Source organism: Dickeya undicola, assembly GCF_000784735.1.
Lineage (GTDB): Bacteria > Pseudomonadota > Gammaproteobacteria > Enterobacterales > Enterobacteriaceae > Dickeya > Dickeya undicola.
The window spans coordinates 67,407-89,212 of record NZ_JSYG01000021.1 but is presented as its reverse complement, the minus strand read 5'-3'; the positions used below and the strand labels follow the sequence as shown (position 1 = coordinate 89,212).

The 21,806-nt window shown below is 52.3% G+C and carries 22 protein-coding genes; 8 read left to right on the top strand and 14 right to left on the bottom strand.

Annotation, left to right across the window (positions count from 1 at the left end):
* Window positions 1-45: 45 nt before the first annotated feature.
* A complete protein-coding gene (rhtB, locus tag OB87_RS10710) occupies window positions 46-666 on the bottom strand; it encodes a homoserine/homoserine lactone efflux protein (protein ID WP_033569439.1) in 621 nt (206 codons plus the stop codon).
* Window positions 667-779: 113 nt separating this feature from the next.
* Between rhtB and pldB the strand changes: the two genes are divergently transcribed.
* A complete protein-coding gene (gene pldB / locus OB87_RS10705) occupies window positions 780-1,772 on the top strand; it encodes a lysophospholipase L2 (RefSeq protein WP_033569438.1) in 993 nt (330 codons plus the stop codon).
* Between the two features lie 52 nt (window positions 1,773-1,824).
* The gene (yigL, locus tag OB87_RS10700) at window positions 1,825-2,622 is read left to right on the top strand and encodes a sugar/pyridoxal phosphate phosphatase YigL (protein ID WP_033569437.1); all 798 of its coding nucleotides are present in this window, start codon (window positions 1,825-1,827) and stop codon (window positions 2,620-2,622) included.
* 142 nt (window positions 2,623-2,764) lie between these two features.
* On the opposite strand, the gene glpT is transcribed toward yigL, so the two are convergent.
* On the bottom strand, window positions 2,765-4,114 hold the full coding sequence (gene glpT / locus OB87_RS10695) for a glycerol-3-phosphate transporter (RefSeq protein ID WP_033569436.1): 1,350 nt from the start codon (window positions 4,112-4,114) through the stop codon (window positions 2,765-2,767).
* 300 nt (window positions 4,115-4,414) lie between these two features.
* On the opposite strand from glpT, the gene glpA reads away from it, so the two are divergent.
* From glpA to glpC, 3 genes are read left to right on the top strand one after another with little or no spacing between them, the layout of a single operon-like run.
* On the top strand, window positions 4,415-6,058 hold the full coding sequence (glpA, locus tag OB87_RS10690; RefSeq protein ID WP_033569435.1) for an anaerobic glycerol-3-phosphate dehydrogenase subunit A: 1,644 nt from the start codon (window positions 4,415-4,417) through the stop codon (window positions 6,056-6,058).
* Window positions 6,048-7,298 (top strand): glycerol-3-phosphate dehydrogenase subunit GlpB, encoded by a 1,251-nt coding sequence (glpB, locus tag OB87_RS10685; RefSeq protein WP_033569434.1) that lies wholly within the window; start codon window positions 6,048-6,050, stop codon window positions 7,296-7,298. The genes glpA and glpB overlap by 11 nt, the downstream gene beginning before the upstream one ends.
* Window positions 7,298-8,497 (top strand): anaerobic glycerol-3-phosphate dehydrogenase subunit GlpC, encoded by a 1,200-nt coding sequence (gene glpC / locus OB87_RS10680; protein WP_033569433.1) that lies wholly within the window; start codon window positions 7,298-7,300, stop codon window positions 8,495-8,497. Before glpB ends, glpC begins: the two co-directional genes overlap by 1 nt.
* Before the next feature lie 86 nt (window positions 8,498-8,583).
* Here the strand turns inward: glpC and OB87_RS20630 are convergent, their stop codons facing one another.
* The gene (locus OB87_RS20630; protein ID WP_033569432.1) at window positions 8,584-8,808 is read right to left on the bottom strand and encodes a hypothetical protein; all 225 of its coding nucleotides are present in this window, start codon (window positions 8,806-8,808) and stop codon (window positions 8,584-8,586) included.
* A 350-nt stretch (window positions 8,809-9,158) separates the two neighbouring features.
* Here OB87_RS20630 and OB87_RS10670 point away from each other — a divergent pair, with 350 nt between their 5' ends.
* A complete protein-coding gene (locus OB87_RS10670; protein WP_033569431.1) occupies window positions 9,159-9,857 on the top strand; it encodes a pirin family protein in 699 nt (232 codons plus the stop codon).
* Between the two features lie 104 nt (window positions 9,858-9,961).
* On the opposite strand, the gene OB87_RS10665 is transcribed toward OB87_RS10670, so the two are convergent.
* From OB87_RS10665 to OB87_RS10625, 9 genes are all read right to left on the bottom strand, one after another.
* The gene (locus OB87_RS10665) at window positions 9,962-10,408 is read right to left on the bottom strand and encodes a hypothetical protein (protein ID WP_033569430.1); all 447 of its coding nucleotides are present in this window, start codon (window positions 10,406-10,408) and stop codon (window positions 9,962-9,964) included.
* Between the two features lie 516 nt (window positions 10,409-10,924).
* On the bottom strand, window positions 10,925-11,788 hold the full coding sequence (locus OB87_RS10660) for an SUMF1/EgtB/PvdO family nonheme iron enzyme (protein WP_033569429.1): 864 nt from the start codon (window positions 11,786-11,788) through the stop codon (window positions 10,925-10,927).
* A gap of 8 nt (window positions 11,789-11,796) precedes the next feature.
* Window positions 11,797-12,372 carry a hypothetical protein gene (locus tag OB87_RS20620; RefSeq protein ID WP_033569428.1) on the bottom strand — a complete coding sequence of 192 codons (576 nt, stop codon included), beginning with the start codon at window positions 12,370-12,372 and terminating at the stop codon, window positions 11,797-11,799.
* On the bottom strand, window positions 12,329-12,796 hold the full coding sequence (locus OB87_RS10650) for a carbapenem self-resistance protein CarG family protein (RefSeq protein ID WP_235425262.1): 468 nt from the start codon (window positions 12,794-12,796) through the stop codon (window positions 12,329-12,331). The genes OB87_RS20620 and OB87_RS10650 overlap by 44 nt, the downstream gene beginning before the upstream one ends.
* A gap of 107 nt (window positions 12,797-12,903) precedes the next feature.
* Entirely contained in the window at window positions 12,904-13,176 is a 273-nt protein-coding gene (locus OB87_RS10645) for a 2Fe-2S iron-sulfur cluster-binding protein (protein WP_033569426.1), read from the bottom strand.
* Window positions 13,173-14,303 (bottom strand): proline dehydrogenase family protein, encoded by a 1,131-nt coding sequence (locus OB87_RS10640; RefSeq protein ID WP_033569425.1) that lies wholly within the window; start codon window positions 14,301-14,303, stop codon window positions 13,173-13,175. The genes OB87_RS10645 and OB87_RS10640 overlap by 4 nt, the downstream gene beginning before the upstream one ends.
* Before the next feature lie 109 nt (window positions 14,304-14,412).
* Complete coding sequence (locus OB87_RS10635) at window positions 14,413-15,225, bottom strand: TauD/TfdA dioxygenase family protein (RefSeq protein WP_033569424.1); 813 nt, start codon at window positions 15,223-15,225, stop codon at window positions 14,413-14,415.
* Window positions 15,226-15,244: 19 nt separating this feature from the next.
* The gene (locus OB87_RS10630; RefSeq protein ID WP_033569423.1) at window positions 15,245-15,997 is read right to left on the bottom strand and encodes an enoyl-CoA hydratase/isomerase family protein; all 753 of its coding nucleotides are present in this window, start codon (window positions 15,995-15,997) and stop codon (window positions 15,245-15,247) included.
* A gap of 3 nt (window positions 15,998-16,000) precedes the next feature.
* On the bottom strand, window positions 16,001-17,509 hold the full coding sequence (locus OB87_RS10625; protein WP_033569422.1) for an asparagine synthase family protein: 1,509 nt from the start codon (window positions 17,507-17,509) through the stop codon (window positions 16,001-16,003).
* A gap of 352 nt (window positions 17,510-17,861) precedes the next feature.
* Here OB87_RS10625 and gntR point away from each other — a divergent pair, with 352 nt between their 5' ends.
* A complete protein-coding gene (gntR, locus tag OB87_RS10620) occupies window positions 17,862-18,860 on the top strand; it encodes a gluconate operon transcriptional repressor GntR (RefSeq protein ID WP_033569421.1) in 999 nt (332 codons plus the stop codon).
* 9 nt (window positions 18,861-18,869) lie between these two features.
* Here gntR and OB87_RS10615 read toward each other — a convergent pair whose 3' ends face one another.
* Window positions 18,870-19,388 (bottom strand): gluconokinase, encoded by a 519-nt coding sequence (locus OB87_RS10615; RefSeq protein ID WP_033569420.1) that lies wholly within the window; start codon window positions 19,386-19,388, stop codon window positions 18,870-18,872.
* Window positions 19,389-19,634: 246 nt separating this feature from the next.
* Between OB87_RS10615 and gntT the strand changes: the two genes are divergently transcribed.
* On the top strand, window positions 19,635-20,951 hold the full coding sequence (gntT, locus tag OB87_RS10610; RefSeq protein WP_033569419.1) for a gluconate transporter: 1,317 nt from the start codon (window positions 19,635-19,637) through the stop codon (window positions 20,949-20,951).
* Between the two features lie 69 nt (window positions 20,952-21,020).
* On the opposite strand, the gene OB87_RS10605 is transcribed toward gntT, so the two are convergent.
* Window positions 21,021-21,614 carry a YhgN family NAAT transporter gene (locus OB87_RS10605; protein ID WP_033569418.1) on the bottom strand — a complete coding sequence of 198 codons (594 nt, stop codon included), beginning with the start codon at window positions 21,612-21,614 and terminating at the stop codon, window positions 21,021-21,023.
* Window positions 21,615-21,806: the final 192 nt, after the last annotated feature.

The following is a 21,806-nucleotide window of genomic DNA, read 5'->3' as shown; positions in this document are numbered from 1 at the left end:
TTGTACCGCTCGCCAAGCTTGCTGCGAGCGGTAACACGTTCAGATTTAAGCTTTGCGGGCTGTTGCCAGCAGCGCGCCGACCAGCATGAACAGCGAACCGAAGGTGCGGTTCAGTTGTTTGAGCTGACGCGGGCCTTTCAGCCACAGCGCGATGCGCCGCGCCAGCATGGCGTAGCCAATCATCACGATGATGTCGACCACGACGGTGGTGACGCCCAGCACCAGATACTGCATCGCCTGGGGCTGATGCGGGATAATAAACTGTGGGAACAGCGCGGCCAGAAACACGATGCTTTTCGGGTTGGTCAGGTTGACCAGAATCGCCCGTTTGAACAAACGACGACGCGGCATACTGTTAGCCAGCGTTTGCAGGTCCAGCGAACCGGCGCTGCGCCATTGCTGGATGCCAAGCCAGATCAGGTAAGCGGCACCAAACCATTTCAGCATATCGAAGGCCAGCACCGACTGCGATAACAGCGCACCGAGGCCGATCCCGACCAGGACGATGTGAATAGTCAGACCCAATTGCAACCCGGCGATGGAGGCTACCGCGCCGCGGTAACCGTGGCTGATACTGGTGCTCATGGTGTTGATGGCACCGGAGCCGGGCGACAGGCTCAGAATTAATGTGGTGACGAGGTAGGTTAACCACCAGTCCTGGGTCATGGCTGAATGCTCCCTGATTGCGGTTTTTTATGCCACAATACGCCAATGCCCGTCTTTGTGCTATAGCTCACAAAAATCAATCTATTCGGCACGATTTACCTCGGGAGAACCTGATGAATCCGTATCCGGAGTGCCTGCTGACCAGGGAATGGCAGTACGCTGCATTCGCTACCGGGCCGTTACTGGATTTCTGGCGGCAGCGTCAGGAAGGGATGTTCATCGGTGTGGATGATGTGCCGATTCGTTTCGTGCGTTTTACCTCACCGTCGCACTCGCATCTGGTGGTGGTGTTGCCCGGCCGCACTGACAGTTACGTGAAATATGCCGAGACGGCCTATGACCTGTTTCAGTGCGGTTACGATGTGTTGATGATGGACCACCGTGGGCAGGGGCGCTCCGGCCGGTTGTTGAAAGACAGCCATCGCGGGCATGTTAAGCGCTTTGGCGATTATGTGGCCGACGTGGCGACGTTATGGCAGCAGCAGGTGGCTCCTGCGCACTATACCAAACGGTTTGCGCTAGCCCATTCGATGGGCGGTGCCATTCTGGCGCAGTTTCTGGCGCGTCAGCCGCAGGCATTCGATGCGGTCGCGTTTTGTGCGCCGATGTGCGGCATTCTGCTGCCGATGCCGCGCTGGTTGGCCTGGCGTATTCTGGACGGCGCTGAGCGCTGCCCGGCAGTACGGGACTATTACGCCATCGGCACCAGCCAATGGCGTCCGTTGCCGTTTATGGTCAATGTGCTGACCCACAGCCATGCGCGCTATCGTCGCCACGTGCGTTTTTATGCTGACGACCCAGATTTGCGCATCGGCGGCCCGACCTATCATTGGGTGCGGGAAGCGTTACAGGTGGAAACTCAACTACTGCAACAGGCACCGGCGATCACCACACCATTGCTGCTGCTGCAAGCGGAAGAGGAAAAGGTGGTGGACAACCACTGTCAGGACGCTTTTTGTCAGGCGCTGGCGGCGGCAGGCCACCCTTGTGCGGATGGTCGCCCTTATGTCATTCGCGGTGCTCGCCACGACATTCTGTCGGAAAAGGATGCGATGCGGGCCGAGGCCTTCGGGCGAATTTTGCGACATTTCAACGATTATCATTAATACGTCTGTGCGGCCAGGCCGCCCGGCACCAGCGGAGGTTGGATTTCAACATATGTACCCGATTGTTGCTTCCGATTTGGATGGCACCCTACTGTCACCCGATCACACCCTGTCACCCTATGCCAAAGAAACCCTGCGTCTGATGACGGAACAGGGCATCCATTTTGTGTTCGCCACCGGGCGTCACCATATGGATGTGGCGCAGATCCGCGATAATCTGGCGATCAGCGCTTACATGATCACGTCTAACGGCGCACGGGTGCATAACACCGACGGCGAGCTGATTTTCAGTCACAATCTGGACCGCGACATCGCCCACGATCTGTTCGGCATGGTGTATCACCACCCGGAAATCATGACTCATGTTTATCGCGATGATGAGTGGTTCCTGTGCCGTTCCCGCCCTGAGGAAGAACGCTTTTTTACCGAGACGGTGTTCCGCTACAAACTGTTCGACCCGGACACGCTGGGCACGGACGGCGTTGGCAAAGTGTTTTTCACCTGTGAAGATCACGACAAGCTGCTGCCGCTGGAAGAAGCGCTTAACGCGCGCTGGGGCGACCGGGTGAACGTCAGCTTTTCCACCCTGAGCTGCCTGGAAGTGATGGCGGGCGGTGTATCCAAAGGCCACGCGCTGGAGCAGGTCGCCAAAATCCTCGGCCATACCATCAAAGACTGTATCGCCTTCGGCGACGGCATGAACGACTATGAAATGCTGTCGATGGCGGGAAAAGGCTGCATCATGAGCAATGCCCACCAGCGGCTGAAGGATATGCTGCCGAACAACGAGGTGATTGGCACCAACATTGAACAAGCTGTGCCAAAATACCTGCGTCGTCTTTATCTCTGAATGCTGCCTGTGGCGGTGAAGGTGGGCGATGCCCCATTTTTCGGTAGATTGGCCAGTGAGATAAAGCAAGGCGGCGCGGGGTGACGTGTTGGCCGTGGCCTTTTCACCCCGCCAGACTGGCGGGGTGAAAAGGCAGACAAAATCAGGCGCGTTGTGCCAGTTCTGCTTTGTGTTTCTTCTCGTTGATCATGGTCAGGATCAGCAACAGTACCGCCAGTACGCTACCGCTGATCATCACCAGGAAACCGCCGTTCCAGCCGAAGTAATCCACGGTGTAGCCGACGATGGCGCTGGCGGCCACCGAGCCGCCCAGATAACCGAACAGGCCGGTGAAACCGGCAGCTGTACCAGCGGCTTTCTTCGGTGCCAGTTCCAGCGCATGTAGACCGATCAACATCACCGGGCCGTAGATCAAAAAGCCGATGACGATCATGCAGATCATGTCCACGCCGGGGTTGCCTGCCGGGTTCAGCCAGTACACGATGGTGGCGATGGTTACCAGGCTCATAAAGAACACACCGGTGGCACCGCGGTTGCCCTTGAACACCTTGTCGGACATCCAGCCGCACAACAGCGTGCCCGGAATACCGGCGTATTCATACAGGAAATAGGCCAGCGAAGACTTATCCAGCGCGAAGTGCTTCACTTCTTTGAGATAGGTCGGTGACCAGTCGAGAATGCCGTAACGCAGCAGGTAAACAAACACATTGGCAAAGGCGATGTACCACAACAGTTTGTTGGGGAATACGTACTGCATGAAGATTTCTTTGGCGGTCAGCTCCTGCTCATCTTTCTCGCTGTAGTCCACCGGATAATCGTTTTTGTATTCTTCGATCGGCGGTAAACCGCAGGACTGCGGTGTGTCGCGCATCATGGCAAAGGCGAACAGCGCCACCAGAATGGCGGCGAACGCGGGCATATAGAGTGCGGCTTTCCAGTCATGGAACCAGGCCATCCCCAGCAGGAATAGCAGCGGTGGAATACCGCCGCCCACGTTATGGGCGCAGTTCCAGACGGAGACGATGCCGCCGCGTTCTTTCTGCGACCACCAGTGCACCATGGTGCGGCCACACGGCGGCCAACCCATACCCTGGAACCAGCCACAGATGAACAGCAATACGAACATCACCATGATGCTGGACGTTGCCCAGGGCACGAAGCCCATAAACAGCATCACCGCTGCCGCCAGAATCAGCCCTGCGGGCAGGAAGACACGCGGGTTGGAACGGTCAGACACCGAACCCATGATGAATTTGGAAAACCCGTAGGCGATGGAAATGCCGGACAGCGCAAAACCCAGATCACCTTTTGAGAACCCCTGTTCGACCAGATAAGGCATCGCCAGCGCGAAGTTCTTTCTGACCAGGTAGTAGGCGGCGTAGCCAAAAAAGATCCCCAGAAATATTTGCCAGCGCAGACGACGGTAGAGCGGATCCACCCGATGTTCCTCTACGCGCGGACGATGTGTCGCAGGCTTAAAAATACTCAGCATAAATAAACGATCCCCGATAGTTATGTTCTATAACGCTCGCCAGCGTAGCGAATGCGCGTGGTGTTCTGTGTGAGTAAACGCGCAATTGTTACACTTTTATGACGAGGTGGGTCATTTTGAGTGGTGAATAACACAAATGAAATAACCATTTTTCATTTCTGAGTGATTTGAGTCACATATTTGCCGTCTCGTTATCGTATTGTTTTCGTTTTTTGAGTGTTTTTGTTCTTTATCAATCATTGCAGCGGCGATTTATGTCCCACTATAGAGAGACATGATCCGGATTGAGGTAGGGCGGTAATGGCGAACAACGGTTTGCGACGTGAAACGGATGTGGTGATTATCGGTGGTGGTGCTACCGGTGCGGGGACCGCTCGCGACTGCGCATTGCGTGGTTTGCGGTGTCTGCTGCTGGAACGGCATGACATCGCCACGGGTGCCACCGGTCGGAATCATGGGTTGTTGCACAGCGGGGCGCGCTATGCGGTCACTGATGCGGAGTCCGCCCGCGAATGCATTGAAGAAAACCAGATCTTGCGGCGCATCGCCCGCCACTGTATTGAGCCAACCGACGGCCTGTTTCTGACGCTACCGCAAGATGACCTCGACTATCAGGCGACGTTTGTCACCGCCTGCCGACAGGCGGGGATCCTGGCGCAGGCGATCGACCCGCAGGAGGCGCTACGGCTGGAACCGGCTGCCAATCCGGACTTGATCGGCGCGGTACGGGTGCCGGACGGTACTGTGGATCCGTTCCGGCTGACCGCCGCCAATATGATCGACGCCTGCGAACATGGCGCGGAAGTGCTGACCTACCATGAAGTGATCGGGTTGATTCGCCTGGGCGACCGCGTTGTCGGCGTGCGCGTTTTCGACCACAAACGCCAGGTCGCCAGCGAAATTTATGCGCAGATAGTGGTGAACGCGGGCGGCATCTGGGGGCAGCGCATTGCTGAGTACGCCGATCTTACCGTGCGCATGTTTCCGGCCAAGGGTGCGCTGCTGATTCTGGGTCACCGTATCAACAACCGGGTGATCAACCGCTGTCGTAAACCGGCGGATGCCGACATTCTGGTGCCGGGCGACACTATTTCGTTAATTGGCACCACCTCGACCCGCATCGACTATGACCAGGTAGACAACATGACCGTTACCCCGGCGGAGGTCGATACGCTGATCCGTGAAGGCAGCCTGCTGGCCCCACAACTGGCGCAAACCCGTATTCTTCGTGCCTATGCCGGGGTGCGGCCGCTGGTGGCGAGCGACAACGACCCGTCCGGGCGCAGCGTCAGCCGCGGCATTGTGCTGCTGGACCATGCCAGCCGCGATGGGCTGGAAGGATTTCTCACCATCACCGGCGGCAAGCTGATGACCTACCGGCTGATGGCGGAATGGGTAACGAACAAAGTATGTGAAAAACTCGGCCATCGGGCCGAATGCACCACCGCATCACGACCGTTGCCGGGGTCGGAAACACCGAATCCGGACAAGCCGCAGGTTGCATCGTCGCTGTCGGCACCGTTACGCGGTTCTGCGATTTATCGCCACGGGCATCGCGCCGCGCCACTGGTGTCCGGCCAACGGGTCGACAGCAGCCTGGTGTGCGAATGCGAAGCGGTGACGGCGGGCGAGGTGCGTTATGCGGTGGAGTCGCTGCAGGTCAACAACCTGACTGACCTGCGCCGCCGTACTCGCGTCGGAATGGGGACGTGTCAGGGCGAATTGTGCGCCTGTCGCGCGGCCGGTCTGTTGTGCCGACTGGGGCAGTCCACACCGCATCAGGCAGTGTCGCAACTGAGCCAGTTTCTCAACGAGCGCTGGAAAGGTATGCGGCCTATCGCGTGGGGGCATACGTTGCGGGAAAGCGAATTTACCAGCTGGATTTATCAGGGGTTGTGCGGGCTGACCGAAAGCCGGGAGCAGGAGAACAGCGATGCGTTATGACGTGGTGATCATTGGCGGCGGGCTGGCGGGGTTAGCCTGCGGCATTCGTCTGCAGGAGCAGGGTAAACGCTGTGCTGTAGTGAGCGTTGGGCAAAGTGCGTTGACCTTTGCCTCCGGCGCGCTGGATCTGCTGGCGACCCTGCCGGACGGCACCGCGGTCGACCAACCGTTAGCCGCGCTGGATGCACTGGCGGCGCAGGCACCGCACCATCCTTACACTCTGATGGGTAAGGCGCGTGTCAGCCAGTTGGCACCGGATGCACAAGCGCTGTTGGCCCGTTGCGGCTTGTGGCTGCGGGGGGAAAGCGCAAGCCATCATCAGCACCTTACGCCATTGGGCAAATGGCATCCGTGCTGGCTGAGCCCGTCGGATAGTGTGACGCGCGGCTTGCCGGGATCACCAACATGGAGCCAGCCGCTGGTTGCCGGTATCGACGGCTTTATGGATTTTCAATCCCGACTGGTCGCGGGAGAACTGCAAGCGCAGGGGATTGCCGCCCGCGCCGACGACCTGCACTTGCCGTTGCTGGATACACTACGGCAAAACCCCAGCGAGTTTCGCTCGCTCAATCTTGCCCGCGTGCTGGATACCCCGGCGGGTGTGTCGGCGTTAGCGGAAGAACTGCTGACGCTCTCGAACGGTAATGACTCGGTGATCTTACCCGCCTGCATCGGGCCGGATGCGCAGGCGCGGCTGAATGTTGCGCTAGGCAAACCGGTGGGATTGCTGGCGACGTTGCCACCGTCGTTGCCGGGTATGCAATTGCATCAGGCATTGCTGGGGCGTTTTCGTCACGCAGGCGGCACCCTGATGCCAGGTGACCGGGTATTGTCAGCGCAACTGCAAGAAGACGGCGTGGCGCTGTATACCCGCAGCCACGGCGAGATACCGCTGCGTGCCGGTCACGTGGTACTGGCAAGCGGCAGTTTTTTCAGTAACGGCCTGGTGGCCGAACGTGATCGGGTGGTGGAGCCGGTGTTCGGGCTGGATGTGGATTTTCTGCCCGCGCATGAAGACTGGAGTCGGCCAAACCTGTTTGCCGCTCAGCCGTACCTGCAATTTGGCGTTATCGTGGATGAAGGCTTGCACCCGGCTATCAGCGGCTGTGTCCAGCCCCGTTTGTACGCGATTGGTTCGGTATTACGTGGCTATGACCCGTTGCGTCAGGGATGCGGCGGCGGGGTGTCGCTGCTGACCGCGTTGTACGCCGCTGAAATGATCGTAAGGGAGAATCCGTGATGAGCCGGTCTGACACCAGTTTCGAAAACTGCATCAAATGTACCGTCTGCACCACTGCCTGCCCGGTGGCGCGTGTCAATCCGCTCTATCCGGGGCCGAAACAGGCCGGGCCTGATGGCGAACGGCTGCGGCGTAAAGACCCGGCGTTGTTTGATGAAGCGCTAAAGTATTGCACCAACTGCAAGCGGTGCGAGGTGGCCTGCCCGTCGGATGTTCACATCGGCGACATCATCCAGCGCGCCAAAGCCAGCCATAGCCAGCACCGTCCGACACTGCGTGACGCCATCCTCAGCCACACGGATCTGATGGGTTCTGTCGCCACGCCGTTTGCACCGCTGGTGAACACCCTCACCGGGTTAAAACCGATGCGCCAACTGCTGGATAAGGCGTTGAAAATCGACCATCGCCGCCAGTTGCCGCGCTATTCCCACGGTACTTTCCGTCGCTGGTATCGCCAGCAGGCGGCACAACAGTTGCAATTTGCCGAACAGGTAGCCTATTTCCACGGCTGCTACGTCAACTACAACCACCCGCAACTGGGGCGTGATCTAATTCGTGTGTTTAACGCGATGGGGGTCGGGGTGCAGTTGCTGACCAAAGAGAAGTGCTGCGGTGTGGCGCTGATCGCCAACCGTTTTCTCGACAAGGCGCGCAAGCAGGCACGTTTCAACCTGGCTTCGCTGGATGACGCCATCAACAGCCGGGGGCTGCCGGTCATCGCCACCTCGTCCAGTTGCACGTTTACGCTGCGCGATGAATATCCCCATCTGCTGGGGTTGGACAACCAGCATGTGCGCGATGGCATCGAGCTGGCGACGCGTCACCTTTATCGCTTGCTGGAACAGGGGCGGACGCTGCCGTTGCAGCCTTTGCCGCTGCGGGTGGTGTATCACACTCCTTGCCATCTGGAGCGTATGGGATGGACCGCGTATACCCTCGAACTGCTGCGGCGGATTCCAAGGCTGGAGTTGCAGGTGCTGGATTCCCAGTGTTGCGGCATCGCCGGAACCTATGGCTTCAAGAAGGAAAACTACGATACCTCGCAGGGCATTGGTGCGCCGCTATTTCGTCAGATTGAGGCGAGCGGTGCCGATTTGGTGATCACGGATTGCGAAACCTGCAAATGGCAGATTGAAATGTCCACCAGCAAACCTTGCGAACATCCCTTCAGCTTGCTGGCTAAAGCGCTGTCAGCGTAAAGGGGTTGAGTGGGGTCGCCCTTTCTGTTTTTTTCCGGGAGAGGGCGGCCGTTTTTCTATTCCCGTGCATTACACATGGTTAAATGTTAACCATTTGATTCTGAAAAAATAATCTCGTACACCAGTAGCCAGATACCCAAAATGTCAGGCGGGCTGCCCTTCTCCGGTGTGATTTTTCTTTGAATTGAACGAAAAAACGCTTTACAGATGCAAATGATAATGATTATTATTGCCATGCGTTCCGGGAAAGCCAAATGAATCCAGTCTTGTGACTCATCGCGGTTTTGCTGTGAAGGCACGACATTGCTCACATTGCTTCCAGTATTACTTAGCCAGCTCGGGTGCTGGCTTTTTTTTATCCTGAATTTTTTGGAATCTGGTTTCCTAATTATCTTGCGTTACACGACGTTGAAAATTTCTCCCGGAAATTTTTTATGGCGGACCATCCCTGGTCGCCACCCTTCGGGCCGTCACTGTGTGACGTTAAAAATTTCTCCCGGAAATTTTTTATGGCGGACCATCCCTGGCCGCCACCCTTCGGGCCGTCGCTGCGCGACGTTAAAAATTTCTCCCGGAAATTTTTTGAATAGAGCGGTGAGTTTTTTCGGCTTTCTTATTCTCCGGCGGCCGCTAGACTGAAAAAACGTTGGAGGAACGTCACATGATTTATTTACGCAAAGCACAAGACCGCGGTCATGCTAACCACGGCTGGCTCGATAGCTGGCACACTTTCTCATTCGCTGATTACTACGACCCTGATTTTATGGGCTTTTCCGCACTGCGGGTCATCAATGAAGACTATATTGAGGGCGGCCAGGGTTTCGGAACCCACCCGCACCGGGATATGGAAATTCTCACCTATGTGCTGGAAGGCACGGTGGAACATCAGGACAGCATGGGCAACAAAGAGCAGATCCCGGCGGGTGAGTTCCAGATCATGAGCGCAGGCACCGGGATCCGTCACTCGGAGTACAACGCCAGTCAGGACAAACTGCTGCACTTGTACCAGATCTGGGTCATCCCGGAAAAAACCGGCCTGACGCCGCGTTATGAGCAGCGCCGTTTTGATGCGCCACAAGGCCGCCAACTGGTGTTGTCGCCGGACGCTCGTGATGGGTCGCTGAAGGTGTTCCAGGACATGACGCTGTGGCGCTGGGCGCTGAAATCGCAGGAAGCGTCGAGCTATCAGACCCAGCAGGGCCGCCACCTGTGGATTCAGGTCGTGCGCGGCACGATTGACGTCAACGGTCAGCAGGCCAACACCAGCGACGCATTGGCTATCTGGGATGAGGATTCTATTACCGTGCGCGCCAGCGAAGACAGCGAAATCCTGCTGTTTGATTTGCCGAAGGTAAAGTAACAGTAACCGGCGCATGTCAGTAAAGGCGAGCCCATCGGGCTCGCCTTTATTTGTCAGCTTTAAACCACCTCCTCGGGAGGTGGTGATTGTTTTGATGACAAGACTTACGATGGCTGTGTTGTCGAAGTATCAGCTTCACTGCTGGTTGTCACCGGCGTCGACTGGATGGGAACGATTTCGATGGTGGAGCCCGGTGTATAGGTGTTGTCCGGGGTATAAACGACGCTGCCCGCCGTGGTCGTGACCGGATTATCGGTACTGGTTGCTTTTTTTATCAGGTCGGCGTAGGTCAAGATGGGCTCGCCTTCTGAAATGGTCACGTGGGCAGACTGAGGCGGCTCAATGCCTGCTTTTTTTGCCTCGAAATAATCCATCGTTTTACGCCAGGCTTCCTCGCTGATTTGTTGGTTATTCGTGCTGCCTGGTTTTAACTCTTCTACCTCGACATGGTATGCGCCCGTTTCTTCAGATTTGACGAGCGTGACTTTCACGTTTGTTCCCGCAGTTGAGGGGGTGAAGGGATATGCTCCAGTTTGAGAAATGCTAGTCATATTATTGTCTCCAGAGTGTTATTAATGCTGCCAGTGGCAGCCAGATTGATCAGCCTCGATACCCGTCATACTTCACGTTATAGGTGTGTTGACGTTACAGCAGCGTTGGCCGTATTACTCGCCCTGCAAGGGCGCAACGCGTTGACGGTGCAACACGCGAGCGTGTTGTCCTGCAACTTGACTTATTGAGAGTATCTATTCAGGTTTATTCGCTTTCACTGAGAGAAAGCCAAATTTCTGTATCCCGACATTTTTTATGGCATGTAATGATGGGTGCCATTCCGGCAAGAATACAATAGTCGTATGTGAAACGGCTTATAATAAAAAATCATTTATGGCCGAGTTACTTCATTAAAAATTAATTAATTCATTTTCACTTTTAGTTTGTTTATTAATAAAATTAATAGTCATAAAATAATGTAAATGGGTAAATGTCAGTATTCTGTCTTGTTGTTTCTATCGTACTGTTTCGGTGAGGGATACACCATACTGCTTATGGTGCTTCCCGATTTGATGTCAAAGAGGTGCCGGTCTGACTAGCCTGAAACCGATATCCGAGGTCGGGAAATTTGGGGTATGAACATCGCACTCCGACAGATTGCTGATGCGCATAAGATAACTACCGCCACAAAAATAGTGCATGTTGCTAAGACCCGTCATGTGGAAATCATCGTCAATCCATTCCCAGACATTACCCGTCATGTCGTACAGGCCGAGGGCGTTGGGTTGCAGGCGTCCGACCGGCTGGGTGCTAAAGGTGGTGCTGTTGTCTTTGGGCATATTGGCGATGGGCTCTGGATTATCACTGCCTGAGTAGATACGACCATATGTGCCCTGACGTAACGCGGCTTCACCACCACGTGCGGCGACCTGCCATTCGTTCAGCGTTGGTAGACGGTATCCGGTAGCGGTGGGGTTTCTGACCACGGTGAGAGTATGTTCCTGAGGAACCGACGTGATGGGTTTCCCGTTGGTATTCAGGTAATACGGCGTAAGCTGCTGTGAGGCGCTTAACGCATTAGCGAATACCACGGCATCCCACCAGGAAATGGTGGTGACCGGGTGTGTGCCATTATCCTGTTCTGCGGGCAGGCAGTCATCAAAATGCCCACCATTACAGCCGTTCTCGAAGGCGTAGCCGTGGGTTTCTGCCCACTGAAAAACCTGCTGATATTGCGAATAGGTAATTTCCGTTCGCATCATATAAAACGGAGTCAGGGTGACATTGGTATGGCTGGCGTATTCTTTGTCGCCAAAGATATTACCCACATAGAACGAACCGCCTTTGATCATGACGTCGTCGGGCATCGCCTTAAGGGGGGCGGCATAAATCGTCTGACTCAACAACAGTGCGGCATAAATAATAACATTGATTTTCATATCGCTTTTTAATAGTCCAGATTCAAGGGTTCGGGAGGCGACTGTATTTTAGGTGCGCCGCCAATTGCGGTACGAATAGTGACCTGATATTGAGCGTGCTGAACCCCACTAAGCCAGTTATCCAGTTCGGAGAAGGCGTAACGAATATCTTTGTTTTTTGCCCAGTCAGGTAGCCCTTCAATACGGTAGGTGTAATTCATCAACACCAGTTCGGGTGATATGGATTCATAATGTGTGACTTGATGCAGTTTGATACGGCCATAACAGAAATCGCCATAAGGCATAAAGTGACGTTTCCCTGACTGGGTTAATGACCAGATAGTGTCATTACCCTGACTGGTTTTTTTTACTAATCCAGCGGATACCAGTGCATTTAACCGCCCGGATAACCATGATGCCTCCGTGCGGGCTGTTCGTACCGGCCATTTCTTTTCTCCCAGACAAGGCGTATACCAACTATCGATAAATGCCTGTGTCAGGCGTGCGTAATAACGCAGGCGTTCGGGTTGCTGCGCACCGGCATACGTGGGGAGTAGTAAACTACAGAACAGAGCAGAGATAACGAGAGTCGTCCAGGACTTCATAAGCAGAACCATATTTTCCTGTTGTGGTTAACGTCTTTTCAATAACCCAGCTATAGGGGGGTACACCTGGGTCATTGTGGCTTTCTGCCAGTTTGTAGACTGTTAGCTTAATGGGTTGTGGGGCGGTCAGGTCATCGCCTTTTTTTTCAACACTGATCAGCTTTTTCTCATTGTTATGACGATAAAGTCGATAATCGAAAATATTGATACGAGAAGCCGACAGACTATAGTCAAACCAAATAAATACATCGCTATTAGGAACCGGGACGATGCTATAGTCGCTGCCATTCTTGATATAAAAGCTCAGCCCCCGATTAGGGTGCGAAGTATTATTATCAAAAAAAGAGAGAATGGCTAAATCTTTCTTGTCGTGACTAATGAGGGAAAGATAATTTACTCCCTGCTTTATCTTCTCCTCTTGCATACAGTTCGCGTAACTGTTTTCAATAACACAAATAGCTAATATAGATACAGCTACTTTAATAGCGCAGGAAAACATGAGCATCCTTTTATTAAGCCAGGTAAGTAAATCTATTGGACTTCTATCTCAATATTGCTTAAAGGGTGTGTACAGCAAGGCAGAATATAGCCATTTTTTATGTCATCACGGGATATCCCTCCAGCGTGCTGCATATCCGCTTCTCCCTGAGTCAGTTTGACTTTACAAATACCACAATGTCCAGCATTGCAATGATACTTGAGTGGTATTTCTGCCTGATGTGAGGACACGAGTATAGTCTCTTCTTCTGTGAGAGGAAATGTTTGACCGGTGTTTTTTATTTTGCAGGTGAAGTCTTGTTTCATAACACAATCCTCTTTATTCGGCGATGAAGTTCTTTTCTGATAAGCTTTCTTTCTGTGGAAAAAGTCGTTGAGGGGATGGCATTTTCCTCAATTCGTCTTAGAAGATAGGGTAATGACTTTTTTAATGGCCCGAATGGTACGTACTTGCATACGGAAAAACCTTCATGATTAAGCGCCCAGGTAATATGATCCCCCATACCATAGAGCTGACCCAACCAGATATTTTGCCTTAACATCGGACTTTGTCGAATCAACGCCAGGCTATGCTCATTGTGCGTAGCGAAAAAAGGAGAGATACGGTCGGTGTGATCGGCAACAAACTGAATAGCACTGTTGTAATTATTATCCGTCTCGGATTTTTCATTAAAACAGTGATCGTGACTGATGCGGTTTTCCTCTTCAAGGTAAGCGCCACGCACCAGTTTTATGCCCAGATAGAAATGATGGTCACATGCCAGTTGGTAATATTCTTTCAGTCGTTCGAGTTTATCTCTACAGTAAAATTGCAGTGTCAATGTCAACAGCGGATAATTTTGATTATATTTCTTCATCATATTGACAATGAAGGTGTCTACAGCCGGTTGTATCCATGATTGCTCGGCATCGACCATGATCCTGACTTTTTTATCGCTGGCGGCGTCAAAGATTTGGATATACCGTTCGGTCACACTTTCCCATTCTTGCTGCTGTTCTGGCGTCAGATTTTGGTTAAGGGTGATGGCGCGGTATAACTCGATGCTACCAAGGGACGAGGGTTTAATGACCACAAAGGGGATATTCTTATTTTCAGCCGCGATGTCGATGAGGGCAAAAGTCTTACTCATAACATCGTTATAGATAGACTCTGTATTCTCACCTTCAATAGCATAATCAATAATGCTATTAATATTTTCTCTCCCCAATGCTGAGGTAGTATGGGTTACCTGGTTTAATGTTTCTCCGCCAAAGTAAATGCCATTAACCAGTTTTAATACTGTGCCTCGGCTAATATGTAACGCTTTCTTTAAAGCATAAATTGATACGGAGCGTGTCTTTTTATTACCCAGTAATGCTGAGGCTAACAGTTTAAATGTCAAGGTTCGGGTACGATATCGTGCGAACACCGACTCGGTATTAATATTTTCCATAAAGACCTCCATTGTTAAAACTGGCCGTGGTTTTAAAACAATAAAACCCATCATGCCAGCATGATGATGCCAGGCCAGTTAATAACAATAATCTTAATTATCGGTGGGGTTAGGCTTCGACGGTCTGACCACGATACAAGCGACGAATGATATTGTCGTCATTAAACTCTTCGCGTTCATGGATGACACGTCTGTTATCCATAATTAAGAGGTCCGAGTCTTCCCAGTAATGTTTATAGAAGTAACGTGGTTGCTTCATGAACTGGCTCAACTCATCAAAGAAGGTTTTCGTTTCATATTCACTAAAACCGACGATACGAGGTTCCCAGCTTGCGGGTTGACCTTCATCAAACGGGAAGTAGATCAACATCTTCCGTACCCATCCCAGGTCGGTAAATACCGGAACTTTAAACCAGCCAGCAGGAGATACATCAACATAATAGCCATGTTCCAGCACGCGCACTTCGAACGTTTCTTCTTCCAGAATTCTACGCAAATGCGTTGGCATTTCCTGACAGGCTAATACGTGGTCGCAGACTGTCGTTGCACCCCTGAATTTCATGTTTTTAATTTCAGCGGCGTAAAGGAAAACCTGATCGACTTTCGAAAGCAACAATCCCCCGTCTGCATGAAATGGCAATTGCCCACGGCCGGTAACGATTTTTCCTTTTTCACCATCCAGCTTTAAGGTGTCTTTATAACCAAAGCCGACGCCAATTTTTTCGTCCGCATATTCCACGATTTTGCCGTATGCTGAATATATATCCCTGAATTCATTGGCATCCATGGCGATATTTTTCACCAGAAGAAATCCCTGGCGCATGAGGAGGCTTTTTATCTCTTCAGGAGAGGCTTTCATGAAGTCACTGCTATTCATTTTTGCCCCAAACCCAGTTTCCATGAGTGCGGTATAATTTAACATATTGCTGGTTATTCCTCTTTTAGTACTTTTTTCCAAGAATGTTATGAAAATGCTTCTGCGCATCTCGTGCGCCAAAAGCGGCCTTATGAACCTCTTTCGATTCAATTCTTGTTTTCTCAAGCAATTCGAGAAAACGGCGATTGGTTGATTGCTTGGTTTTGGACAATGCGGCATAAGGGTATGCAGCGAGTTCTTTAGCCAGGGTGAATGCGCGTTCCAGCAGCAGAGGCGAGTCAATTTTTTCATTCACAATGTGATGTGAAAGGCAAAAGTCTTCATCCAGTTCCTGACATTTAAAGATAATATCTTTCATCAGATTATATCCGTGAGTAAACGTCAGAATGGCTGCACCCACAGAGCATCCAATCCCATGTTTTAGCTCTGGCATAACAAAGCGGGCACCGTTGGCCATAATTCTGTAGTCGAACATCAGCGCAAACTGAAACCCCATGCCGATCGCATAGCCATCTACAGCGGCAATAGTGGGTTTATTGATGTGCAATACCGCTTCGTAGAGATCGATAACACGATCAATCCAACGTTCGACATCGGCACCGCCGGAAAGATTTTTGACTTCATTAAAATCACCACCTGCGGAGAATGAACATCCTTTTCCTCCATAAACGACAATGGCGCTAACGTCCGGGTCATTATTCGCGTCGTTTAATGCTTTTTTTACGGCATTTTCCAGCGCTTGGTTAAAAGGGTTGTGTTTATTGGGGTGATTGAGCGTAATAATCCTTACACTCTCCCGTGTTTCTTCAAGAATCATTGTTTAATCCATTATCAGTTTGCGCAGATTATCGCTGGTGGCGTTTTCCAGAGAGAGTTTATTTTCCAAAAAGGATTTATATACCCGATAGGTAAACCGGGTCTTATGGCTATAGTTATCGACATGAAGGCCAAGGATATTGGCGAATGATTTATTGACTGATGAACCCTCATGAATGCCGATTTTTTTACGCCAGACAATTTCTTTCGGGAGTAAATTCAGTTTTTCGGTGTACTCGCGGAGAACATTTTTTACTTCATTATCTTTGATTTTATAATCAGGATTAAGATTCCGGCAAAGAGAGAGTAAATCGTTATTCCAGAATGGGTGGCTAAGTTGTAGCCCATAATGCGATGCACCATGAGAAACAAACTCTCCTGTCCAGCGAGTACGATAGACCTGTTCACAAAGAATACTATTGGGAGACGGATATTTGCCACCGGGTTTCAGTATGCCACCAAATAGCAGGTCTGAGCCATATCCTGTCATCATGACGTTGACATTGCCCGTTGCCATTCGGTAGACATTAAACAATCCTGACTGGATTTCAGCAGAAAGGCCGTCGAAAATTTCATTATGGTAGATGGCTTCGATAACACCATTGATGACATCGGCTTCTGTCAGGATTTTGACATGATGCTCGGTGCCCAGTGCCTCTGAGACGATTTGAGAGAATTCAAACTCGTTGCTGATTTCTGTGCCTATCGACCAGGTTTTAATGTGCTGAAAGAACTGGCTGGCTAGCGCCGTCACCAGGCTGGAATCCAGGCCACCGGAGAGCGGAATACCGACGGTTTGATGGGTCTGGGCCAGTGAGCGAAAAGGGGTTTTCAGGTAGGTATCGATGAGTTCAAACAGCGTGTCTTTGGCGATATTCAGCTGTTTATCGGTATTGCGTGGGTAAATATTATCGCTTCCCAGATATTCATAACCTTGCATATCTTTCTTTATTTGATTGATAGAGCCAGGTTTGAGTCGGGTGGCGTTTTTTATTGGTGTGAATGTGTCGGCATGGAGAGCATGTTGTATTACGTGATCTTCAGACATGAAGTCAAACACGCCATCCTGAGCAATGTGACCGACAAATTTCAGCCGATCTGTTATCCAGAGTGTTTGATCACGGACGACATGTATAGGCATAAAACCATTAGGATCGGTGAGTAAGGTTAATTCCCCTTTTTTATTCTCTTTAAAAAAGAAGAAGCTCCCTTCTACCAGCGATAGTGCGCTTGTCCCAAGGTATAAGTGAATCGTGTGGAGTAATTCAACATTACTCAGGCTCCATGCTGAGGCGTCATAGCGCCCTGCAATGCCTTCAAGCAATCGTCGGTTATTGATCTCTCCGATGAGGTAAAGGGTTTCGTCATCTGTTGCCATCTTTTCAAATGGTGATTCACTTCCTATGAACAGATATCCGTCATGTAACTCTTCTATTTTTAGTGCTAAACCCGTTACTTCCTTTTTAATGTTCAAACGTGCATTGCCCTTGGCAATGCAAAAGCCATGTTTCATTTCATTTCCTTATTTTTTACAACTGTTCGAAATCGGAAACAAAACTACAACAAATATTATGGTTTTAGAATTTAAATTAAATATAAAGATATAATAAAAAAACATTTATTATTTTTTTATTTCATTAATAAAAAAACTAAATTCATTCGCAATATATATTTCTGTTCGTTTTGTATTTTGTTTTAAATTTTATTTAATCCAATAATAAGGTAATAATGGAAATTAAAATAATGTTATGGGTGCTATTTTCTCGCTTGTACCCTGCCTGATTTTATAACCTGTGGTCAGGTACATATTCTGCTAACCATTTCTTTAGTACAATCAGCGTTTTCAGCCACGGGGATGTCAACGGATGATAAAGAAAAAAAGGCCGGTACTTCAGGATGTCGCCGACCGGGTCGGGGTGACCAAAATGACGGTCAGCCGCTATTTGCGCAACCCTGAACAGGTGTCTGCGGCGCTGGGAGGCAAAATTGCCGCCGTACTGGATGAACTGGGCTACATTCCCAACCGAACACCGCACATTCTCGCCAACTCCACCAGCCGGGCGATTGGCGTGTTGCTGCCGTCGCTTACCAACCAGGTGTTTGCTGAGGTGCTGCGCGGCATCGAAAAAGTGGCGGAAGCGCAGGGATATCAAACCATGCTGGCGCATTACGGTTATCAGCCGGAAATGGAAGAGCGACGTTTGATGTCATTGCTGGCCTATAACATTGATGGGCTGATCCTCGCTGAGCGCAATCACACCGCCCGTACCCGCCAGATGATCGCTGTAGCCGGGATCCCGGTGGTGGAGTTGATGGATTCGGTGTCGCCCTGCCTGGATATGGCGGTGGGGTTCGATAACGTGGATGCGGCGCGCCAGATGACGCGCTACATGATCGCTCGCGGCCGCCGCCATGTGGTGTACCTCGGTGCACGTCTGGATGAACGTACATTGATGAAACAGCAGGGGTATGAGCAGGCGATGGCCGAAGCCGGTCTTGCCAGCTACAGCGTGATGAGCGAAAGCCCGTCGTCCTATACGCTGGGCGGCGAGCTGTTGCGCCGGGCACAGGCGGAATACCCGCAGGTGGACAGCCTGTTCTGTACCAACGATGACCTGGCTATTGGTGCCATGTTCGAGTGTCAGCGGCAAGGCCTACGCGTGCCGGAACAGATGGGCATCGCTGGTTTCCACGGCCATGACATCGGCCAGACCACGGTGCCGCGGCTGACCAGCGTGCTGACGTCGCGTAAGCGTATTGGTGAAGTCGGTGCTGCGCAGTTGCTGGCGCGTCTGCATGGGGAAACGTTGCCGACGACCTGCGTGGACGTCGGCTTTACTTTGCAGGTGGGAGAGAGCGTCTAAACTGCGCTTTCAGCGTGATGGGTGTGCGCGTAACGCCGCAGCGCACCGCTCCACCACTTGATCCATCGGGCCGTTGATATCGACGGTGATGACATCGGTTTCCGTTTCACCCGGTTCTTCCAACGCATCAAACTGACTTTGCAGCAATCCGGTCGGCATAAAGTGCCCGGCGCGTGCCTGATGACGCTGCAGAATCACCTCGAAACTGCCTTTCAGGTACAGGAACACCATGCCGTCGTTGCCTTCGCGCAGCCGGTCACGGTAGCGCTTTTTCAGCGCGGAGCAGACGATAATGCCGGTTTCATTTTTATGCAGCAGGCTGTAGGCGGCGTCGTTCAGGCGCTCCAGCCAGGGGGCGCGGTCGTCGTCGTTGAGCGGCTGACCACTGGCCATTTTCTGGATGTTGGCTCTGGGATGCAGATCGTCGCCGTCGATGAATTTGGCGTTGATCTCCCGTGCCAGCCGGGCACCCACGCTGGATTTCCCACTACCGGAAACCCCCATCAGAATAATACTTTGTCCTGACATAATTTGATCTCTATCCCAAACTGTAAATTAAATGCTTCGTACCGGTTTCAGACTTTAACATGTTACCGGTATCATGATACCGGTAACATCGTGCGTTGTGATGGATATCACACGGGTAAGCGTTACCCGAACGCCTGACTCTACTGTAGCGAAGGCAGACCCGAAACACCGGGAGAATTCGCAAATACCAGAAAATCCCCCTTGTCGTTGCCCAATGTGTGCAGGCAGGGGTTGCCGGAGATCGTTATGCCACTCGTTATTGTCGCTGTGGGTGTCGCACTGCTGCTGGTGCTGATGATCCGCTTTAAACTGAACGGCTTTATTGCACTGATTCTGGTTGCTCTGGCCGTGGGCATCATGCAGGGAATGCCGGTGCAGAAGGTGATGACGTCCATCAAGAACGGGGTGGGCGGCACGCTGGGCAGTCTGGCCTTGATCATGGGCTTTGGTGCCATGTTGGGGAAATTGCTGGCGGATTGCGGCGGCGCGCAGCGTATTGCCACCACGCTGATTAACCGCTTCGGTCGCAAGCATATTCAGTGGGCGATTGTGTTGACCGGCTTTACCGTCGGTTTCGCGTTGTTCTACGAAGTGGGTTTTGTGCTGTTGCTGCCGCTGGTGTTCAGCATCGTGGCGTCGGCGCGTATTCCGTTGTTGTACGCCGGTGTTCCGATGGCAGCGGCGTTGTCCGTCACCCACGGCTTCCTGCCGCCGCATCCGGGACCGACTGCCATTGCTTCGCTGTTCCACGCCGACATGGGTAAAACGCTGCTGTACGGCACGTTGCTGGGGATCCCGACGGTGATTCTGGCTGGCCCGGTTTACGCCCGCTTCCTGAAGAAAATCGACAAGCCGATTCCGGAAGGGCTGTATAACCCGAAGCAGTTCACCGAGCAGGAGATGCCGAGCTTTGTCGTCAGTGTGATGACTGCGCTGGTGCCGGTGATTCTGATGGCGCTGCGCGCCGTGGCGGAAATGGTCTTACCGAAGGGGCACGCGTTGTTGTCATATGCCGAGTTCTTCGGCGACCCGGTGATGGCGACCCTGATTGCGGTGCTGATCGCGATTTTCACCTTCGGCCTGAACCGTGGCCGCAGCATGGATGAGGTGATGGGCACCATTACCGACTCGATTAAAATCATCGCCATGATGCTGTTGATCCTCGGCGGCGGCGGTGCGTTTAAACAGGTGCTGGTCGACAGCGGCGTGGATAAATACATCGCCGGGATGATGCACGGCAGCAGCGTGTCGCCGTTGCTGCTGGGGTGGCTTATCGCTGCTGTGCTGCGTCTGGCGCTGGGGTCCGCTACGGTGGCTGCGCTGACGGCGGGCGGGATTGTCGCGCCGATTATCGCCACCAGCGGTGTCAGCCCAGAGCTGATGGTGATCGCGGTTGGTTCCGGCAGCGTGATTTTCTCTCACGTTAACGACCCCGGTTTCTGGTTGTTCAAAGAGTATTTCAACCTGAGCATTCCGGAAACGCTGAAGTCGTGGTCGGCGCTGGAAACCATCATCGCGGTGTGCGGTTTGATTGGAACTCTGTTGCTGAGTTACGTGGTGTGATGACGTAGGTTGGCTATCGCGGTTTGCTCTCAGTCTCCGCTTCGGCAGGGAGACTGAGAGGCGCTGCGGTTACAGTTTCAGATAGGCTCGAATGCCATCCAGAAACATTTGGGTGGAAAGCATGACCAGCACCAATCCCATCAAACGTTCCAGCGCGTTGACGCCTTTATCACCCAACAGGCGCAGAAACAGGTTCGACAGCAGCAGCACCACAACCGTGATACCCCAGGCGATGAACAGCGCCAGCGTCAGGTGCGACATCTGATTCGGGTACTGGTGTGAGAGCAGCATCAATGCCGCCAGGATCGACGGCCCAGCCACCATCGGGATAGCCAGCGGCACCAGAAACGGCTCGTCACCGGCAGGCAGACCGCTGGTAAAGCCTTCTTGTGTCGGGAAAATCATGCGGATGGCGATCAAAAACAGCACGATACCGCCGGAAATAGAGACGGTTTCCGTGCGCAGGTTCAATATCGCCAGAATCTTCTCACCAGCGAACAGGAATACCAGCATTACCCCCAGCGCGATGATCATTTCCCTAATCAGCACCACGCGTCGCCGTTTGGGATCCAGGTGTTTCAGTACAGACATAAACACCGGCAAATTGCCGAGTGGATCCATAATTAACAGCAACAGTACGGTTGCCGAGATCATTTCAGTCATGGTGGCGGTAGGCTCCTCTCCATCCCCAGCGTTTTGTCAGACACATTAGGCGTGTTGCTGAAAACGCCTGAGTCATCGAATAAATTCACTTGCGACTTCTGATACATTTTGTAAGGTTGACAGTCATCACTTTAAACTTATGCTCCCTGCCCGAAACGGCAGTCGGATTGCTTTTTTGTCACCCCCAGGCAG

Bases quoted from the DNA above. Each gene is read 5' to 3' on its own strand.
- rhtB (WP_033569439.1), bottom strand. From the start codon at position 666: ATGACCCAGGACTGGTGGTTAACCTACCTCGTCACCACATTAATTCTG.
- pldB (WP_033569438.1), top strand. From the start codon at position 780: ATGAATCCGTATCCGGAGTGCCTGCTGACCAGGGAATGGCAGTACGCT.
- yigL (WP_033569437.1), top strand. From the start codon at position 1,825: ATGTACCCGATTGTTGCTTCCGATTTGGATGGCACCCTACTGTCACCC.
- glpT (WP_033569436.1), bottom strand. From the start codon at position 4,114: ATGCTGAGTATTTTTAAGCCTGCGACACATCGTCCGCGCGTAGAGGAA.
- glpA (WP_033569435.1), top strand. From the start codon at position 4,415: ATGGCGAACAACGGTTTGCGACGTGAAACGGATGTGGTGATTATCGGT.
- glpB (WP_033569434.1), top strand. From the start codon at position 6,048: ATGCGTTATGACGTGGTGATCATTGGCGGCGGGCTGGCGGGGTTAGCC.
- glpC (WP_033569433.1), top strand. From the start codon at position 7,298: ATGAGCCGGTCTGACACCAGTTTCGAAAACTGCATCAAATGTACCGTC.
- OB87_RS10670 (WP_033569431.1), top strand. From the start codon at position 9,159: ATGATTTATTTACGCAAAGCACAAGACCGCGGTCATGCTAACCACGGC.
- OB87_RS10665 (WP_033569430.1), bottom strand. From the start codon at position 10,408: ATGACTAGCATTTCTCAAACTGGAGCATATCCCTTCACCCCCTCAACT.
- OB87_RS10660 (WP_033569429.1), bottom strand. From the start codon at position 11,788: ATGAAAATCAATGTTATTATTTATGCCGCACTGTTGTTGAGTCAGACG.
- OB87_RS20620 (WP_033569428.1), bottom strand. From the start codon at position 12,372: ATGAAGTCCTGGACGACTCTCGTTATCTCTGCTCTGTTCTGTAGTTTA.
- OB87_RS10650 (WP_235425262.1), bottom strand. From the start codon at position 12,796: ATGCAAGAGGAGAAGATAAAGCAGGGAGTAAATTATCTTTCCCTCATT.
- OB87_RS10645 (WP_033569426.1), bottom strand. From the start codon at position 13,176: ATGAAACAAGACTTCACCTGCAAAATAAAAAACACCGGTCAAACATTT.
- OB87_RS10640 (WP_033569425.1), bottom strand. From the start codon at position 14,303: ATGGAAAATATTAATACCGAGTCGGTGTTCGCACGATATCGTACCCGA.
- OB87_RS10635 (WP_033569424.1), bottom strand. From the start codon at position 15,225: ATGTTAAATTATACCGCACTCATGGAAACTGGGTTTGGGGCAAAAATG.
- OB87_RS10630 (WP_033569423.1), bottom strand. From the start codon at position 15,997: ATGATTCTTGAAGAAACACGGGAGAGTGTAAGGATTATTACGCTCAAT.
- OB87_RS10625 (WP_033569422.1), bottom strand. From the start codon at position 17,509: ATGAAACATGGCTTTTGCATTGCCAAGGGCAATGCACGTTTGAACATT.
- gntR (WP_033569421.1), top strand. From the start codon at position 17,862: ATGATAAAGAAAAAAAGGCCGGTACTTCAGGATGTCGCCGACCGGGTC.
- OB87_RS10615 (WP_033569420.1), bottom strand. From the start codon at position 19,388: ATGTCAGGACAAAGTATTATTCTGATGGGGGTTTCCGGTAGTGGGAAA.
- gntT (WP_033569419.1), top strand. From the start codon at position 19,635: ATGCCACTCGTTATTGTCGCTGTGGGTGTCGCACTGCTGCTGGTGCTG.
- OB87_RS10605 (WP_033569418.1), bottom strand. From the start codon at position 21,614: ATGACTGAAATGATCTCGGCAACCGTACTGTTGCTGTTAATTATGGAT.